This window comes from Paenibacillus sp. FSL K6-2393 (assembly GCF_038002545.1).
Lineage (GTDB): Bacteria > Bacillota > Bacilli > Paenibacillales > Paenibacillaceae > Paenibacillus.
Window position 1 is genome coordinate 1,243,670 of the sequence record NZ_JBBOCU010000001.1, and the last position, 18,887, is coordinate 1,262,556.

Annotated in this window: 16 protein-coding genes; 11 read left to right on the forward strand and 5 right to left on the reverse strand. The window is 44.0% G+C overall.

Annotated features, from left to right (window positions below; all coding sequences use genetic code 11):
* Positions 1-413: 413 nt before the first annotated feature.
* Together MHI14_RS05430 and MHI14_RS05435 are read left to right on the forward strand one after the other, a co-directional pair.
* Positions 414-671, forward strand: a complete 258-nt coding sequence (locus MHI14_RS05430; RefSeq protein ID WP_341129977.1) for a hypothetical protein — start codon at positions 414-416, stop codon at positions 669-671.
* A 184-nt stretch (positions 672-855) separates the two neighbouring features.
* Entirely contained in the window at positions 856-1,407 is a 552-nt protein-coding gene (locus MHI14_RS05435) for a phosphotransferase (protein ID WP_341129978.1), read from the forward strand.
* Between the two features lie 149 nt (positions 1,408-1,556).
* On the opposite strand, the gene MHI14_RS05440 is transcribed toward MHI14_RS05435, so the two are convergent.
* Positions 1,557-1,940: a RidA family protein gene (locus tag MHI14_RS05440; RefSeq protein ID WP_133387021.1), complete on the reverse strand. Its 384-nt coding sequence runs from the start codon at positions 1,938-1,940 to the stop codon at positions 1,557-1,559.
* 106 nt (positions 1,941-2,046) lie between these two features.
* Between MHI14_RS05440 and MHI14_RS05445 the strand changes: the two genes are divergently transcribed.
* From MHI14_RS05445 to MHI14_RS05470, 6 genes are all read left to right on the forward strand, one after another.
* Complete coding sequence (locus tag MHI14_RS05445) at positions 2,047-2,385, forward strand: winged helix-turn-helix transcriptional regulator (protein ID WP_249912833.1); 339 nt, start codon at positions 2,047-2,049, stop codon at positions 2,383-2,385.
* Positions 2,386-3,046: 661 nt separating this feature from the next.
* Positions 3,047-3,394 carry a winged helix-turn-helix transcriptional regulator gene (locus tag MHI14_RS05450; protein WP_133387023.1) on the forward strand — a complete coding sequence of 116 codons (348 nt, stop codon included), beginning with the start codon at positions 3,047-3,049 and terminating at the stop codon, positions 3,392-3,394.
* A gap of 163 nt (positions 3,395-3,557) precedes the next feature.
* Positions 3,558-3,899: a putative quinol monooxygenase gene (locus MHI14_RS05455; protein ID WP_133387024.1), complete on the forward strand. Its 342-nt coding sequence runs from the start codon at positions 3,558-3,560 to the stop codon at positions 3,897-3,899.
* A 313-nt stretch (positions 3,900-4,212) separates the two neighbouring features.
* The gene (locus MHI14_RS05460; protein WP_341129979.1) at positions 4,213-4,821 is read left to right on the forward strand and encodes an NADPH-dependent F420 reductase; all 609 of its coding nucleotides are present in this window, start codon (positions 4,213-4,215) and stop codon (positions 4,819-4,821) included.
* Between the two features lie 223 nt (positions 4,822-5,044).
* Complete coding sequence (locus tag MHI14_RS05465) at positions 5,045-5,932, forward strand: SDR family oxidoreductase (protein WP_133387026.1); 888 nt, start codon at positions 5,045-5,047, stop codon at positions 5,930-5,932.
* 874 nt (positions 5,933-6,806) lie between these two features.
* Positions 6,807-8,465 carry a DUF4832 domain-containing protein gene (locus MHI14_RS05470; protein WP_341129980.1) on the forward strand — a complete coding sequence of 553 codons (1,659 nt, stop codon included), beginning with the start codon at positions 6,807-6,809 and terminating at the stop codon, positions 8,463-8,465.
* Positions 8,466-8,789: 324 nt separating this feature from the next.
* On the opposite strand, the gene MHI14_RS05475 is transcribed toward MHI14_RS05470, so the two are convergent.
* A complete protein-coding gene (locus MHI14_RS05475; protein WP_133387028.1) occupies positions 8,790-9,233 on the reverse strand; it encodes a MarR family winged helix-turn-helix transcriptional regulator in 444 nt (147 codons plus the stop codon).
* A gap of 115 nt (positions 9,234-9,348) precedes the next feature.
* Between MHI14_RS05475 and MHI14_RS05480 the strand changes: the two genes are divergently transcribed.
* Entirely contained in the window at positions 9,349-10,101 is a 753-nt protein-coding gene (locus MHI14_RS05480) for an SDR family NAD(P)-dependent oxidoreductase (RefSeq protein WP_133387029.1), read from the forward strand.
* Positions 10,102-10,147: 46 nt separating this feature from the next.
* On the forward strand, positions 10,148-10,978 hold the full coding sequence (locus MHI14_RS05485; RefSeq protein ID WP_133387030.1) for an SDR family oxidoreductase: 831 nt from the start codon (positions 10,148-10,150) through the stop codon (positions 10,976-10,978).
* Positions 10,979-11,227: 249 nt separating this feature from the next.
* On the opposite strand, the gene MHI14_RS05490 is transcribed toward MHI14_RS05485, so the two are convergent.
* Together MHI14_RS05490 and MHI14_RS05495 are read right to left on the reverse strand one after the other, a co-directional pair.
* The gene (locus MHI14_RS05490) at positions 11,228-12,874 is read right to left on the reverse strand and encodes an RNA polymerase sigma factor (RefSeq protein WP_176873021.1); all 1,647 of its coding nucleotides are present in this window, start codon (positions 12,872-12,874) and stop codon (positions 11,228-11,230) included.
* Between the two features lie 580 nt (positions 12,875-13,454).
* On the reverse strand, positions 13,455-13,940 hold the full coding sequence (locus tag MHI14_RS05495; RefSeq protein ID WP_341129981.1) for a hypothetical protein: 486 nt from the start codon (positions 13,938-13,940) through the stop codon (positions 13,455-13,457).
* A 292-nt stretch (positions 13,941-14,232) separates the two neighbouring features.
* On the opposite strand from MHI14_RS05495, the gene MHI14_RS05500 reads away from it, so the two are divergent.
* Entirely contained in the window at positions 14,233-15,810 is a 1,578-nt protein-coding gene (locus tag MHI14_RS05500; RefSeq protein WP_341129982.1) for a class I adenylate-forming enzyme family protein, read from the forward strand.
* A gap of 141 nt (positions 15,811-15,951) precedes the next feature.
* On the opposite strand, the gene MHI14_RS05505 is transcribed toward MHI14_RS05500, so the two are convergent.
* Positions 15,952-18,774: an endo-beta-N-acetylglucosaminidase gene (locus MHI14_RS05505; RefSeq protein WP_341129983.1), complete on the reverse strand. Its 2,823-nt coding sequence runs from the start codon at positions 18,772-18,774 to the stop codon at positions 15,952-15,954.
* Between the last annotated feature and the right edge of the window lie 113 nt (positions 18,775-18,887).

An 18,887-nucleotide genomic window follows, 5' to 3' on the forward strand; every position in this document is an offset into this window, starting at 1 on the left:
ATCATCTCAGGTCTCCTTTCTATGATTGGAATACTGTTGGTAAACAGATGCAATCTAATATCCCTAGGACTTATAGTCGGCAGGGTATCGAAGTGATCAGTTACTTATTTCAACTAGCGGACTGACAATAGGGATCGTTGAAAAAATGCTAACGATCCTTAGTGGTATACCTTTACAGAAAGTAGAGAACAGGAAAATTATAATAGGATGATGAGCTCCTTATTAAGCTAACGGGCAGGATAGCGCAATAGATCAACCATTTTAGTTGACTGTAAAAAGTTGGATTAGTATGATTTATATGTATATAAAAATCTTGAAAGTGGGGCTTTCGCATGTCACCAGGCATTCATTTTATTAAATTTAGGCAACAGCGAGTTAGGCCATAATTTAATCTATATTACTAAGGAGAGCTAATGGACCCAAAAATAAAATTATTGTTCTTGGACGAACATGCTGCAGAAGGCGCCGCGCGTTATGAGGGCAGCCAAGAGGAACTCACTTTCATTGGAGGTTTTCAAAACTTTATATATTCCTATAATCGCGATGAATTGAAATATATTCTCCGTTTCACTCCGAGCACTCTTCGCACGGCGGAAGGACTTGTAGCAGAAATGGATTGGATTCATTATCTTTCAGAGAGTGGTATAGCAGTGTCAGAACCTATTTATTAAATTAATGGATAATATTGTGAACTAGTTCAAGGAAATAAAATGGATTTTTACGTAACCTGCTTTAAACATGCACCAGGCCGTAAAATCGGATATCCAGAATGTCTAGGCAATTCTATACTTTATGAAAAGTGTGGACGTATAACGGGCCGACTTCATGAATTAGCGAAGCTTTACAACCCTACGATTGCCAAAAGGCACACTTGGGAGTTTAATGAACACCTCTTACGAGCCGAGGATTTACTTGCCGTCAGAACTTCAACCAATCCTTATTGCCCTTGATGAACTTAAAGTACAATTGGCGAGTCTGCCTGTTAATGCAGATAATTTTGGTTTGATCCACGGAGATATTAATGTGGGAAACTTCACGATCAATGAAGCTGGGGGATTAACTCTCTTTGACTTCGACGAGTGTCAGTACAGTTGGTATGTCGAGGATATTGCTATCCAGCTGTATTACTCGCTATATGTATTCGGAGAAGATTCGAAATTCGAACGAAAGGACCAGTATGAACTTTTCATAAAGCACTTCGAGCTAGGCTATATAGAGGATGGTCGACGAATGCCAGACAACTGGAAGGATTTGTTGAAGCTATTCCTTAGACTTCGCGAAATCATTGTGGTTGTCGGTATGCATCGGAGCTGGGATTTAAGCAAACCAGATGACTGGACCCGCGATTTCTTGCAAGATAGTAGAATGAGGATTACTAAAGGTATCTCGTTGATCGATGAGTTTTGAACGACTAAATTGAGGATACTCATTGAGCTAACGAGAAACAATAGCTGAATATGATAAAACTGCAGCCGAGCAATGGATCGACTGCAGTTTCTTTAAGTTAACAGCAATATACTACTATTTTTAGTGAAACATACAAAACGGTAATAGACTTAGTTTGTGTGTGCAACAGCGCTAATTTCGATCAGCTGCTCAGGTGAAGCCAAATAGGTCACACCGATACAGCTGCCCGCGGGCCGGTGTTGTCCCATGTATTCCCTAAACAACTTGATACATGGCCCTATATGCTCTTGTGCGTTTGTCAAATAAATCTCCACATAAGCGAGGTTCGATTTTGTAATATCAAATTCCGCCAACACGCGATCGAGATTTTCCAGCGTTTGCAGGGTTTGTGCTTCAATATCGCCCTCACCAACGAAGGTGCCCTCCGAATTGTGGGAAAATTGTCCCGAAATGTAGATGGTTCCGTTGACGCTGTAGCCTTGAGATATGCCGTGATCCCATAGATTGTGATTATAAGTTTTGACAGTAGTCATTTTTTTTCTCTCCTTTATTTCAAAGTAAGGCTAGTATAAAATGAGTACTTATAAAAAAATAGTACGCACTTTAATGATAGGTACTATCAGAAAGGATAGTGGAAATATGAGCATGGCTGAATATCAGGGGAAAGTTAAAAATATTCAGGATACACCTTTTGGGTATACATTGTCAGTTATTGGTGGGAAATGGAAAATGGTTATTATGTATCTTTTGGCAGAAAATCAACCGGTTCGCTTTAATGATCTAAAAAGACAGGTCGGAGCGATTACTTTCAAAACACTGAGTTCACAACTTAAAGAATTGGAAGCGGACGGTATGGTAATACGGAGAGAGTATCCTCAAGTTCCTCCTAAAGTCGAGTACAGTCTTACAGATAAAGCGGGAACACTATTACCGGTCTTAGAAGGGTTTTGCGAGTGGGGAGCAAAAAATCAACCCTAGAGATCTTGGCTTACAAAAAAACGGTTTGAAAATAGGATCGTTGCATAGAGAACGGTACGCTAACATAGAAACGATAACTCAATATAATCAAGAAACCAGCCGATCAACATTACAGTGCCCTTAAAGTTAAACCAATATTTCTTTGCACTTTGGTGGGCATGAGCTCGGTATTGTACCGGGCCCATGCCTTTTAATTTTGACTTCATAATGCCAAAGAATTTGTCGATTACTGCAGCTCGAAATCTAGCTTAGCTCCGAAGATTTGGCCCCAATTGAAGATGTCAGCCCTAAACATGTAGTCCATGGGACACGTTACATAAAAGAAGAAATGTCAAAGCTTAACGGATAATCAACACATAGGAGTTATATATAAGAATGTATAAGAGCTGGAGCAAGCCCCTGACTGAACTGGATTTACCCATTCCTAGTTAGGGTACGCGGTAGCTCTTTTTTTTCGCACTTGAATCTTGAAAAAGGATAAACAACTCAGGCATTTTGAGCAATTATTTCCGGTTAGTTCAATTGTCTTGAAAATTATCTGATTTAAACAGACCATGTAATAGCATTGATAAAAACAGACAGAATATATGGCAAGGGAGGTGGATTTAATCAACACATGTACTATAATAATGGAAATTAAATAAGGGATGGTGTTTCTCAATTGAAAACTTTTTATTGTGATCTGGAAATAACCTTAGATGTCATTGGCGGAAAGTGGAGACCTCTTATACTGTATTACTTAATAAAAGGTCCTAAACGGACCGGTGAATTGAAAAGGCTCATACCATCAATTTCTCAGAAAATGTTAGTACAGTCATTGCGGGAGTTGGAGAGTAATAATTTGATTATAAGAAAAATGTATAATCAGGTACCACCAAAAGTGGAATATGCAATATCAGAAATGGGTATGTCACTTGAACCCACTTTGCGAGCTCTTTGTGATTGGGGTCAGGATTATGCAGAGAAGACATGGAACAAGGATGAATATCGGAGATTAAATGTAGAATAGAGTAATTTAAAAAATCAATTTATTCTGCATTTCATCACAATTATCACTTTTTGGTTACTATATAACCAAAAAGTACGTACTATTTTAAAAGTGATACATAGTACATAATGAGACTTGTGACCATGAAGAAATTAAAAAAATTAATAAGAGGAGTGTTCGAATGATGTCAACGAACAACAGTCAAATAATTCTCAATATACGTTTTAAAATTAAGCCTGGTAAGAAAGAAGCTTTCCGTGAAAGTCTATTTGCAATGATTAGCAACTTCAAGAGTGAACCTACCTTTGTCAATGCAATCGTCTCCGATGATCTTGATCATTCTGATGATCTTGTCATCTATGAGATCTGGCAGGGTACAAGAGAAAGTTGGATTCAACACGAACTTAATAAACCTTATCGTGCTGAGTATGAAGGTGCACTTACCAACCTAATTGATGATAGAATCGTAAGCTGGCTTGAACCAGTCGGTGAATGGGGAAGTACACTGACGAATGTAAGACGGTAAGTTTTTTAAAGGTAAGGATTATCACTTGCAATCCATTCTGCAGCCTCCAAATTCGAATTTTACAAATAATCTCTGAATATTTCACCGTGAAACAACAGTCACTTGATCTACTGCCAAACTTAATCAAAGGAAGATGTTCTCGCTAGCTTCACGATAAAAGATGATGTGGATGATATGATAAAAAAGGCACAGGAAGTTAATAACCTTTTTTTTTGGTCATAATGTAACTGATATTGTTACATTATGACCAACTTACCTTCATTGGAGAATAAGATGAGAATGTTAAACAAATAAATTTTCATGGAGGTGCCTAATGAAATTTGGCTTTATTGGTGCTGGAATAGTTGCTCAAACGCTGGCGAAGCATCTCTTGCTTCACGGTCATGAAGTTGTTCTCAGTAATAGCCGTGGTCCCGAAACGCTCTCAGACCTGGTAAGCTCGCTCGGTACTGGCGCAAAAGCTGGAACACCTATAGAAGCAGCTGAGCAGGACTTTGTAATTTTGAGCGTAATGTGGCCGCAAATGCCTACTGCTTTGTCCATGGTTCCTGACTGGACAGGCCGTGTTCTTATTGATGCTACCAATCGCTTTGAAAATATGGAACCTTTAGTCGGTGAATTATCAGGAAAGAATTCGAGTGAAATCGTAGCCCAATATGCTCCGGGTGCTCGGGTAATCAAAGCTTTTAACAGTGTTCCGATGGAATGGATTAAGGATTACACGGAAGAGAAGCCGAAGACTGTCCTATTCATGTCCGGTGACGACATCCAAACCAAACAAGTCTTGCAAGAAATTTGGGAGAACATTGGTTTTGCCTGTATTGATCTTGGCTCCTTAAGCCAGGGCGGTCTGCTGCAGCAAATAGGACGTCCTCTTGCTGGATTGAATTTAAATCTGTTGGAGAGATACAGTGTACGATAACGCTATTCTAGGCAGTAGGTGCCAGCAGCTGTGTGAACCAAATCTTATTGGTTGAAATGTATCGTAATTTGTGGACATTTACCGACTTCCATATTCATGCACCCTCTAACGTTAAGGGCTTTCAGTCAATCATATAGTCATAAAACTGGTAAACGATTCGAAGTCGTGATTGGTTTCTAGTATAAAATTTAAGCATTAATAAAAGTACAAAGGGGTTATTCATATGGGGAAAATACTTATTACTGGTGCAACAGGTAATCTCGGCAGCAGGACACTAGAGCTTCTTCTGAAAAAAGTTCCGTCAAATCAGGTCGCTGTATTGGTACGTGATCCGGAATCCGAAAAAATAAAAAAGTTTGTTAAAGAAGGTATAGAAGCTCACAAGGGCGACTATTTTGATTATAACTCACTTTTGCGGGCTTTTAATGGTGTTGAAAAAGTAATGCTTATTTCCGCGCAAGCATTTACCGACCGCAATACGCAACATTTCAATGTAATCGCAGCTGCAAAACAGGCTGGTGTCAAACAAGTGATTTTTACGTCGATCATACGAAGAGAAAATTCAAATCTTATTGTGCCCGAAGTATCGATGTCAGACTTATTTGCTGAACAAACGCTTAAAGCATCCGGATTAGACTATACCATTTTGCGGAATCCACCGTATCTTGAAGTCATGCATTCGTATTTCGGAGAGGCGCTTAAAGTCGGCGTGCGAGTACCCACGGGTTCCGGTAAAGTAGCCGCTGCATCTCTGGACGATTTGGCGGCAGCAAACGTAGCCGTTCTCACTCAAAACGGGCACGAAAATAAGTCATATACTTTAAGTGGCAGCGAGGGAAGCTCTTTTGCAGACATCGCTGAAGCTCTCTCGGAGATTAATGAGATGAATATCCCTTATGAGGCAATTAGCGAAAAAGAATATATAGACACTATGGTAGCGAATGGTTTACCTGTTCTTATGACTGATTTCTTATTAGGTTGGGTGCGAGGAATCAACACTGGAGAATTCTCGGAGACGTCTGGAGATCTTGAACGTCTGATTGGCCGAAAACCAATAACGTATAAAGAATTCTTTAAAATCAAATCGCCGTTTTCTAAAATTGAAGATTGAAAGCTTCTATGATCCTCAAGAGGTTTTTGATGTGAAGTTCACGACTTTTGACTACAAGATCGCCAGAGGCGATATATTGGTCAGAGTTAAAAGGAGCGCCTTACCAGCTAATCGCCGCAAAGTACTCCGAACCTTCAATAAAGCCCTAAACGCGGTGGTCCGAACTATTGAATATAAGATACTTCGAAAATGATGTAGCTTTTGTGAACAGATAAATTTGTAGCCGCTAATTCATAAATATGTGGGTTAGCGGTTGTTTGCTATGACGGATTGTAGTGTGAAGTATAAATAAGGGCACATGGTCGGATTCGTGTAGAGTGAAGTCACCATAACACACCTTTCACACAAGGAGAATCCACCATGAGCTACACACATCTTAGCTTAGCCATCTTGGAGTAACTTACTGGGCTGGTGAGGTGAAAACAAGATCACAAAATGAAAAAGATTGTTTCATTTAGGTTGTTAATTGTTGAGAAACAACCGATTCAGAGAAATACGGATACATAATGTAAGACTTATGTTTGTTGATGCAAACTTAATTTAACACTAGAAAAAGAAACTTTACATCAGATATTAGGAGTATTCATTAATGAAGAGAAAATCACTTAAATCAATGGCCATGTTATTAACTCTTGGGTTATTAATAGGAGGACCATTAGCGGTAATGTTTCCTAAAACGTCCGCAGCAGCTGGTATGATCACCGTTAATCTAACTGAAACGCAAGAGGCTTTCAAGAATCCTTTTAAGGGGTTTAGACCTACACGGTTTATGAATGACACTAAATTTCCGAGTCATGAATACGGAACTGTTTTTAAGCACTATATCAAATACACGGACTTGGAAAATGCATCATCGGACTCTGTTCAGAAAATCATGGATTGGAGCAATGCAGCCTGGGAAGGCATTGAAAGCCAGAATAAAAAAGTTATTCCTCGTGTTCTCATCGTATATCCGAACGAAGGAGAGTTTTGGCCCCCTGGGGTTCCTAGTGGTGACTTGGCTACACGTTGGACAACAAATATATTGAAAGATCGTCTCGTTGCATTTATTCAAAAGCTTGGTCAAGCTTGGGATAACGATCCCCGTGTTGCTTATGTGGAGCTGGGATTGTGGGGTAATTGGGGAGAACATCATATTTACCCGGATCAACTTGCCGATGAGACCGATCGGATTCCGCTTAGCTTCCAGACAGCTTTAGGCGACGCTGCCGAGCAAGCTTTTCAAAACAAGAAAGTTCAAGTGCGTTATCCCGATACGTTCCAGAATTATGATTTCCGACTTCTGTGGGACTCATTCGCATTAATTGATGATCTGGAAGGTGGGGAAGGCATTGTTGCTAGAGATAACTGGAGAACGCAAGTCAACGGCGGCGAGGTTGCTTATGATTGGGGACAGAAACATATCCAGCCTGGCGATTCTCCGGATGATACTTTAAGCGATATAAAGCATCTGAATTATGTTATCGATTGGATCAAAAAGACGCATACGACCAGTCTAGGGTGGATTGACCTGTACGATGCCCAAAATCCCGCTGTCTCTCAGGGAGCTGCACTGATGCAGAAGGAACTCGGATATCGATTCGTCATCAATCAAGCGACATTTTCCGAGAACGTTCAGCCAGGTAAGAAAATGAAAGTATCTTTTCAAGTTGTAAACAAGGGTTCTTCCCCGTTCTATTATAACTGGCCCGTTGAAGTCAGCTTGCTGAGGAGCGATCGCACAGTTGCTTGGAAGGGCATTTTCAACAATGTGGATATTCGGAATTGGATGCCAGGTGACGATTGGAACAGCTCTACGCGTCAATATGATCAAACGCCTTCGGATCAGCAAGTTTCCGGGGAATTTGATATCCCTTCCAACCTGCCAGCGGGTACTTACACCTTGGCGCTGTCCATTCTTGATCCTTATGGCAATCGTCCGAGTGCAAGATTTGCCAATGCAAATTATTATACCGGTGGCAGGACACCGCTTGGAAAAGTGGGCATTGGCATGGATCCTGCTAACCAGAACATCGGGCCTTTCGACAGCTTGAAGTCTGAAAATACACTTTTGTATAGCTTAACTCAAACTCCATATGACGGCGGTTATAGTAGCGGAAGTAGCGGTTTAGTCCTAGATGAATTTAACGACTTAATGAGCTGGCCGGGAAGCAATGGTATTAACAAATGGACGGGAGCAAACGGGTTCGTAAACGATGCAGGTGTCATTGAATCCGGGGCGTTGAAGCTTCAGTATAACAATAACGGATGGTTTGGCTCTGATATTAAGCAAAACATAGGGGATTATTCAAAAATGGTAATTAGAATCAGAGGTGAACACGGCGGTGAACAACATCATATGCAGCTCTCGATCGGCGGAGTGTCCCAAACACTGGCAGCTTTCAGCGGGGATACGATAACAACCAGTTTTAAAGAAGTTGCGATTGATTTGGCAGCAAAGGGGATAGATCGCAGCAGCCCAGGACAACTGACGATGACTTTCTGGCATGGTGGCACAAGTACAATCTGGATAGATGAGATTCGATTCGAATGAATAGCTAATCATTAGTCTTATTACAACCATACCATGTTTTCCCCTTTGCCACTAGAATACTTGAGTTGGGAATTTTCTTTGATTGCTCTCATTTCAAAAATGGGTATAACTTCATACAATTCATTTGAAATTCAAATGATTTCTAACACAATAGATAGATATATACTCACTATAGAAACACTGAATATTCGTTCTGAATTTTTTAAATATTCAAAAAAAGGAAAAGAAATGGATAGGTAATCAGCATACAGCTGAGTTCCTATCCATTCTTCATTTCATGGTATTAAACGTGGTCCCAATGGCGGGACTGTATACCATAGTAAGCTAAGACCCTGCGTTTGTCCTTTCCGCCAACTTAGTAATCAACTCAATATCTTGTTCGGTTAATTGCTCAAAAAAATGTTTGCGAATTGCCTTGGAGAGGAAGGGACGGGCATCATCTAACATTGATTTTCCAGAAGAAGTGATACTGACTTGTACTCCGCGATCGTTGTCTAATGGTTTCCTCATCACTAGTCCTCGTTTTTCCATACGCTTCAAGTGATGAGATAACCTACTTTTATCCCAAGCCATAGAGTCGGCTAATTCCTGTTGGCGAAGGCTACCGTCGCCAAAAAGGACTAATCGGTCCAATACTCCAAAATCACCCTCTGACAGTCCTGAGTGATCGGACATATCTTTGACAACACGACCGAAGATGCTCTGAAAGGAACCTTTCCACATATGCCATATTCGCATTTCTTCTTCGTTAAGTTCGTTTTTATCCATAGGTGCATAATAACATGGTTGACGCGTCAACTTCAATGTGCTAAATTTGATCTATGGTTGACACGTCAACTTAAGTCGCATTGCCCACCAATCGCAAAAAAAGGAGATTATAACTATGCAAAATAAACCCGTCGCTCTGGTCACTGGGGCTAACAAAGGTATCGGCCTTCAAATTGCGAAGGACCTCACGGAACACGGATTCACCGTGCTCGTCGGATCTCGTAGCCTCGAGAATGGAGAAACTGCCTCAAATAGCATCGGTTCAAATGCACACGCTCTCCAGCTCGACGTTGCAGATGAGAGCTCTATCGCTGCAGCAGCAGAACGTATTCGGAACGAATTCGGACGTCTCGATGTACTTGTGAACAATGCGGGGATCTCGCACGCAGGCAGATCGGGTGATCCGTTTCCGAACGGGGGCGCGGCGAGTGGTCTTTTGACCGTTGCTTCACTTGATGATATTCGTACAGTTTATGAGACTAATGTTTTTGGTGTTATTGCTGTCACGCAGGCGATGTTGCCACTTTTGCGGGAGGCCCCGGCAGCACGTATCGTAAATATGGGCAGTACCGGCGGCTCCCTTAGCTGGAACTCTATTCCGGAAAACTCGCATCGTGCGATGTTTGGTGCCTATTCGGCATCCAAATCGGCTGTTCATGCGGTGACACTTGCCTTTGCATTTGCGCTTGAATCCACTAACATCAAGGTCAATGCGGCATGTCCAGGCTTCACATCGACTGCGCTTAATAATTTTGCTGGTACTCGTAGTGTGGAACAAGGGGCGCGTGAGGCGGTTCGGCTTGCCATGATTGGAGCAGACGGTCCAACAGGAACATTTTCAGATGAGGATGGACCCATTGCGTGGTAATTATCGTTTATACAATTATATATAGTAGCTTAAGGGGGATTTCATAATGCGTGTTTTCGTAACAGGAGCAACAGGTTATATCGGTTCCGCTGTCATCCGCGAACTCATTGATGCCGGTCATCAGGTCACCGGTCTTGTGCGCTCAGACAATAGCGCTGCGAAACTAAAAGAGGCTGGGGCCGAAGTTCACCGTGGTGACATCGAGGATCTCGACAGCCTTCGTAGTGGCGTGGCTGCTGCGGAAGGCGTCATTCATCTGGCATTCAACCACGACTTCTCGAACTTCGCTGGAGCACTCACAACAGATCTGCATGCCGTAGAAGCGATGGGAGCAGCACTTGAAGGATCTGGTAAACCCTTCGTAATCACTACGCACGCAAATGGAGCTGCAGCAGAGAACGTAGTGTTATCGCTGGCAGAGCGCGGAGTGCGGACATCGATTGTAGAGCTTTGTCCGTCAGTACACGGAGCGGGTGATACAGGATTTGTACCAAGACTAATCAATATTGCCAAAACAAAGGGCTTTTCAGCTTATATAGAAGAGGGGAACAATCGGTGGCCAGCTGTGCACCGCCTTGATGCCGCACATTTATACCGACTTGCGTTAGAAGAGGCACCCGCCGGTGCAAGACTGGATGGTGTCGCAGATGAAGGTGTGCCATTCCGCGACATCGCGAGTGTTATAGGTAAGCAACTGAACGTACCTGTAGTCAGTATTTCACGTGAAGAGGCAGAGACCCACTTCGGCTTTCTCAGCACACTTGCAATGCTTGATATCCCGAGATCAAGCATTGCAACTCAGGAACTTCTGGGATGGCGCCCTGTACAACCCGCACTGATTCCCGACCTCGAACAATCGCACTACTTCAACAGCTAATTAAAATGCTCCCGTACCTTTTAGCCACAGGTACGGGAGCATTTTTCATTTAATAGACAATAACCCACTTTAATGTACAGGAGGGAAAATGATCTCCGTAAAACTGAAAGAGGGACGGGCGGAGTTAGGTTGGGAGGGGGCCACGTTGAAATAGCGTTGTCCTAATCACTTCGTTGGACAGACAGAGTTTTGTGTAAAAATGGCCACCGCCCGGGAACGGCTATTCTTCGTATACATTTCCGAACCGACTTACTTGACCGGCCCCATCCAGGTTGAAATCGTCTTCTGCTGATGCGGCAACGGCGGTTTCAACTTCCCGTTATCGATCAAATGCTTCAAAATATAAGCGACAAGCCGGCCTCCGCCGGTGTTGCCTCTCACCATGTAAGCAAGCTGCGGCTCCAAATGCTTCGGCTGATTTTGCAGGAACAGGTTGAGCATTTTATCGTAGAGCTTGCCGACAGCAGGCGCATACAGAGCGGACAAATCCGGCATTGCCTTGTTCAACCGATCCAACGTTTGCGGAGAGTCGATCCAAACCGCATTGAACTTGTACCCCTCCTCCGTCTTGCGGATGTACCCCTTCTCCAGCAGGAACGAATATTGCTCGGCGTTCTCTTCGTTGTCGGGCAGCTCCCCTTGTTGGAACGCATGACAAATCTCGACATTCCGGTATTCCAGGAAACGCCAATCCATCTGGCGGTCGCTCCAGTACGTATTAAATTGCCACAAGTATAAGGGAGTGTCTTCGACGTAGCGGAGCGACGGACCGAAGGTGACGTAACTACTCAAATCAAAACCCGGATCGGAACTGTGGCTCTGGTTTAACGCCGCATAGGCAATATACTGACCTCCGTCCTTTCGCATTGGTGCGACCGCATCGAAGTTTTCGCCCGCCGGCATGCTCCGCCATGATTGCTCCTCGACGTTCTTGGGCAGCAAGGTCCAGAGCAGGAAGTTATAGTCGCCGTCCGGAACGTACACTCCGCTATCCTCGACTTGCTGGCGAACTTCCATTAACGCGTCGAAATGAACATCGGCCACTTCGGCGGCACAATCTTGCCAAAATTGATGACCGGCTACAGCCAACTCGAAGAGGTCCCAGACGATGGTATTGCTTTGATATTTGCCGGGAGAGGTTTGGGTGAGAAAATTGTAATCGGCCAGGTGCCGGACTTCGCCTTCCAGTAAAGACGGCGGCATTCCTAGCTCCTCCGCGATTTGATGTACGGTACGCGCCTTGTGATAAGCCGCGTAAACGATATTTTGCGCCAAGGCGCGTCCAAGAAAATCGTTGGTTTCGCCTAGACTGCCGGCCGAACCGGAATGGCCCATTTCCCCCATGCTGACCGGATTGACACTTAAAGTTCCTGTTGCACGCATACGTTTCATCCCTTTCCGTAACTTCTTTTTAGCCTCGCTCAAATGCCACTTCACCGTGTTGACAGGAATGTTCAGAGCAATCGCGATATCGCCGATTTTAAGCTCGTCGTAGTAATGCATGACCACGATCCGGCGATGGATGTCGGATAGAAACGCGACTTCTCGGCGCAGTTCGCGGTAAGCTTCGGTTACCAGCAGCCGGTCAAGCGGCTCCCGGGAAGGGGCGGCAGACAGTTCGGACATGCCGTTGATTTCAATCGCTTGGGGAGCGTGCGCACGCTTTTTCAACCAATTCACCCAAGTGTATCGGGCAACCGTCCAGACGTAAGCGTCAAGGCTTCTAATGTCCCGCACCCCAGAGAAGGATTTCAACAACTGCAGCATAATCTCCTGAGCCAGATCCTCCGCCTCGGCCCGCTGCTTGACCCGGTTTAACGCAAAACCGAAAATCGGTTTGACATAGCTCCGAATCGCTTCCGCCGCTTCTTTTCCGTTTTTACCAATTGAGTCCATTTTTTTCCTCCATAGTTGCATCTGTAATTCCTGACAATTATATAGTGTGCCAGGCGAAATAAAGGTTGGGATTATTTCAAAAAAAAAATTGGACGTCCTACCGGATCGCTCATATATGTATAATTATTACAAACATCATGAGTAGATTATTTGAATGGTTAAAAAGACGTTATGAATTTTTTGTTAAGTATATTGGAAAAGAATTAAACAAGTTGAAGATTACTTTAGATGTAAAGGCCTCACTTTTAGTATATAAAGATACTTCTTTTCGGTTCAACTATGGGAGGATACAAACTAGGAGCACGAGCCAAAGTTCTTCTTCGGGGACTTGGGGTACTCCTTCGTTCCGTAGTTTACCAGGAGTGGTCTCGATTAATTATTCAAATGCATAATTGAGTTTCATTAAACTAACGGATGACAATAGGGATCGTTGCAAAAATGCTAACAATCCTTATTGGTATACCTTTAGGGGGGGGATGTACTCCAGAAAATACGGGCAAAAAAAAGCCCAAAAGGGCTACTTCCATAATTGTCATAATAAACTTTTCCTAGCACTCTCACTGGAAAAAAATTATATCCTTTAACTTTCCCTTGTAGGAGTATGGGTAGCAACTTTCCATTTACCTTCCTCATAGGTTAATGTTATTTTTGCAGAGAGCGACCCCTCATTGGCACGATACTTACTGACCTCTATGGCAATGTTATTATCTGATTGCTTCTCCTGCTTTTCAATTTTCAGTAAAATCCCTTTTAGCGTGTTTTCAGACTGTTCAGACAGTCCTTCTTCAATCAATTCTTCATAGGTTAGGTTATAAATTTTTACGTTATATTTGCTGTGAAGGTAATCCTCAATGCTTTTCTTATCAGAATCCTTTAATGGAATTCCTTTATCAAAATCCAATGAGATATACTCCATGTTTCCATTAAGAGCCGTATCTGTTGAAATTAACTCCTCCAACGCCACACGATATGGTTCACCTAGTTCATTCTGCTGACTAGAGCCAGTAACACCACCTGCGCAAGCTGATATTAAAAATAACGCTACAACACTGAGAATAAAATACATTGTCTTTACTTTTATGACAAACCCCTCCTTGGTACTCGTTACCTAAATAAACGTAATGATAAAAGAAATGTTGTATTTCAGTTTACAAAGCAGCCCAATTAGGGCTACCTAATTAAGTTAGCAAGTAGGGTAAATGGCAGGATCGTCTGTTGGCGGAACTGTAATATTAGAAGAATTTATGGTTTTAATAGGGGATAATGAATACTTATTATTCCAGATATATGCTACTCTCTTTTTATTCCATAGTTTTCTTAACGGAAAAAATGGAAATTTAAATATTGGGGGTAATTGCTTGCTTCTATCCGAACGATTGCCGATTGCAGCAAGTCTGTACCCTGAGGAACCTGCGTTAATGCGACATGGCCAAACGATGAGTTATGGGGAGCTTTACGGTTTAGTTGAAAGACTAGGTCATGCCCTGTATGTTGAAGGTCTCCGGGCGGGCGATCGATTTGCCCTTTTAGGTGATCCAGATCCCCAACTCGTCGTTGCGTTTTATGCAGCAGTTGGAATCGGTGCTATACCGCTCGTGCCGTCTCCTATGCTAACAGTGCCTGAACTCGCTGCGATATTTCAGGATGCAGAACCACATATGGTTATTCATGATGACCAACATGCTGACGCAGCTATTGCCACGGTAAAGCTTCTTGGGTATTATCCAAAATTGTTCACGACAGACGTAGAAGGGACGAAGAGCAGTTCGCTCGCTGCTCTTTTACAGCAGGAACCCGCGTTCTCTCCAAAAGACCATTTCAAACGAAGTGTAGACGATACGGCAGTCCTGATTTATACGGGTGGGACAACTGGTCGGCCAAAAGGGGTCATGCATTCGCATCGTGGTATGGCTGCTTGGAATCAACTTACGCCTTCTGCAGGCTTCGGTCATGATCTCAGGCGTCGTGTGTTAGTGTTCAACCTATCACATCTGGTGGGTCAATTCCAATTGTGGGCGACCATGGCTGCTGGGGGTTGTCTTGTATTTCTAGACGAATACCCAGCGGATGTACACCGCATTATGGAAGCTGTTGAACGTGATCAGATTACGCAACTCAGCACAGTAGGCCAACTGCTTCGTGATTTTACCCGCGAGGCATCCGTAGGAGGTAGAAACTTGAAGAGCCTATCGCTTATTGGCTGTGGAGGGTCCATTATTTCCCCGGATACACTACAGGAAGTCGTATCGCAATTCCCTGAAGTTATCATTGTGAACAACTACTCACAAGCAGAATGTGGAATGTCCATAAGCCGTCTTTTTCCTGCTCAGCATATGGGCGATCCTCATCGCCTTCGATCTGTAGGTCGTCCCGCCGACCTGGCTGCCCAGGGTGAACAGGCCTTCGAAGTTCGGATATTAGATACGGACGGAAGTGAGACAGTTAGGGGCGAGGCTGGAGAAATCGTTGTTCGAGGTGAACAAACCATGCTGGGGTATTGGCGCCAGTCGGAGGCTTCTGCCGAGACCATGCACGATGGCTGGATTCGAACTGGGGATGTCGGTTGTCTGGATGTCGAAGGTTATCTTTATGTGTTTGATCGCTTGAAGGATATGGTTATTGTGGGCGGTTCCAATGTGTTTTGTGCCGAAGTGGAGCATGTTATTGTAAGCCATGAGGCGGTAAGCGAGGCGGCCGTAATCGGACAGCCTCTTCCCGACGAAGGAGAGGAGCTCGTCGCTTTCATAGTGTTACGGGACGGTGAAAGTTTGGATCTGACACAGGTGCGGGCGTTCTGTGAGCCACACCTTGCTCCGTACAAATGGCCGACTAAACTGTTCATTGTGGATACTTTGCCGAGAACAGCCGTGGATAAAATAGACAAAAAGCAGTTGCGCAAGCATCTGTCCTCAATTTCATCCGAAGGACTATGCTAACGGAAAATGGTGTTTAATAGCTGTTGGTAGAATATTTATTGTTAGATCAACAAGAACAGCCCTTCAACTTCCTTTTGGAAGTGAAGGGCTATTTGTTTTCATTACTGTTATGCTGGTGTATACAAAAAATACTTTGCAGTATTATCTCAAAATCGTACTGGCCTGATTGCCCGCATAATCCTCAATGACCAGCTTCAAAGAGCTGCTGCTGGAGGCTGGTGTGAAGGTCAGTTCACTCAGCTTCGTTCTACCCCGAATGATATACGGGAATTTCTGCGAAACGTAAGTGACTCCGAACTCGCGTGGTACCCCATTTTCATATACATAGATCTTGTACCAGTCCTCCAGATCCGGCAGGGCAAGTGTGTATTTTCCATCTTTTACCGTGACCTTTTCCTTGGCATATGGTGTAATCTGAAGATCTGCGAGCTGTCCGGTATGGGTAACCGGGTTCTGCCCGCCAATGGCGATGTTCAGCACATAATGCTCACCATTGGTCGGAAGTCCGGTCAGAACGGCAGATTGTTTTCCTTTTTTGACCTGAAGCGACTTGGTGAAGGGTTCTTTTGTGTATTCGGTTTCTAGTGTGAGCTGAATTGACTCGTTGCCTTTACCTTTGTCTTTATTTTTATCCTTGTCCTTATCCGTATTCTTATCTTTGTCTTTGCCTGATTCTTTTGCCTTTTTCGGGTTTTTCCAGCTTACAATAGCATCGCCATTCTTTTTGAATTTCACATCAATATTCTGAACGGCTGCATTCAGATCGTAAGGCAGGACGGTTGCTTTACTTTCGGTACCATCTGCACCAACCGCACGAATGGACAGTTCACCAGACGGCTGTTTCAGCGATTTGATATAAAAAGTAGAATCATACACGCCGCCAACATAGGCGCCATTTTCATATAAATTGTATTGTTTGACCTCTGAATAGTCCTTCATGTCCCATGCAACAACCAGTTCATCGGTGTTGGTCAGTGCTTTGGCAATATGGAATCCGGTCGGTGCATCCGGTACAGCCGCTGAACCGTCGTAAATGCGGATCTCACCAATATTCATCTGATAATTTTCGATTGACTCGCCATTAGGGTCAAAGGATAATCCCATAGCGGCAATGGTTTTGCCTTGATAGGCACTCAAATCCAATGTAGCTGTCTTCCAGTCTTCCGTATGCTGACCTGAATTAGGCACTTCCACATTGACCACGTTGGATGGATCATCTTCGAAGATCAGCCCAACATGCAGGGAAGAAGCGTCACTAGTTGACGGTTTGTTATACGTCAGATCCAGTTTGGATTGTCCGTTGACGGACAGGTCGGTTTTGTATAGGCGCAGGAAGTTGTCAGCGTTCAATGTACCGTTCACCACGAGAGAGCTGCCGCCATTGAATGCGCCGATGGAGTCATAGTTGTACCTTGCGCCTTTCTCATAAGAGGGACCATAGTCAAAATCAACACTGAGCTTGTCGCCTTCACTATCCATCCACCATTGCCAAGTGACAGGGATATCCTGAATGTTGATATTTGACCATTCTTTATCGTTCGAGACAGCACCGTCTTCATAATATTTCAGACCGTGGCCCGTATTGAAACTTGTTGCAAAATTAGAGCCATTGATGACGGATCTCTCGGTAAGATACGCAGCGATTCCATCCCAATTTGCACCGGAAGCATACACATCGGACAGATCGGCAGACGCATTACGACGTGCATCCGTAGGGTCCTGATTTGGACCAGACCACCACGCACGATCACGTACAAAGGTCATCCATTGGTACTCATCCTCAGCTCGATGATTGGTACTGCCATCGCCCATTTCTTCATCCAGGGCGTTGTGGGTGAAATCGGCACCCAATGTCGCGATACTATTCATGGGCTGACCGTTCTCATCCAGGTTATGGCGCAGGTCGTAGGACTGCTTCCAGCGGCCGAATTTGTCATGTCCACCTTCGACACCAGCAAATACGGTTTCCAGTGGATCCAGTCCCAAGCTAAGGGCATGATCACGGGAATCGCGGAGCATCTTGTGGTTCCATACATAGTTCAGGAAGATGGAATCCGAGACTCTGCCGAGAACGGAATCTTGTACAAAGGGGCTGTTAAGCCCATTGAATTGGTTCTGGTATTGAATTTTGCCTGTTGTATTGATGGTGGAATCATACCACTGAACGTACAGGCCTTTATCTCTTAGATATTTCATGAATTTCTTGTAGGAAGCGATATCCTCAGGGGCTACACCCCGGGCAACCTCTTCCTGATTGAAGAAATATCCATCGTAGTTGTAGTATTCTGCCATCTCGGCCAGTTTCTCGGCCACAGGGAAATTACCGTTTTCATCCTGGATCAGCATTTGTTTGTACGTCTGTGGTCCACGGTCATTGTCCGAGAAAAAGATGTTAGCAATGGACTTAACGCCATTCTTATGGGCTGCATTGGTGTAGGCCGGATTCGGAATGTTCAAGATACCAAACTCAAAGTATTTCTCCGTCCACTCTTTACTCGGGTCATACAGCTCCTCAGGTACTCCCGCAGAGGCCATGCCGTGCCAATAGCTGTAGTAGTCTGTATATTGCCAATAATTAAACAGATACTGGCTGAATTCATTGGTATAAGGTGTGCTATCGAAGAATGCATTGCCGTAATCACCACTCATTGTGAACAGTTGGGTGTCCGGGCTGAGCTCAGGATATGCCTGTGTGGCAGCGAACGCTTCATTACGGGGCTGCAAGGGAACATGGGCACGAAGCAGGTCACCATGGATATCACTTTCCGGTGTCCAGTTCAGAATCTGGGCCGAGGTGTACCCGTGTTGATAGGGCTGATTCACCCCTTTGGCACTTTCACCGGTGTAAGGGAGCGTGTCTCCGGCATAAACGGATGATGCAACAACTTGTCCAAGCAGAGCCGTAGTAAGGACCATGGCGGTTACCTTGGGAATGATGCCTTTTGCTTTGAGTTTGCGTGTCATGCTGTTCCTCCTTCAAGTGGAATGAATGTAAGGTATTCTTTTACACAAAGCTAAACTTATGGTTAACGATAGTGGATGAAAGCGTTTTTAAATAGGGTGAAATTAAAGAATCG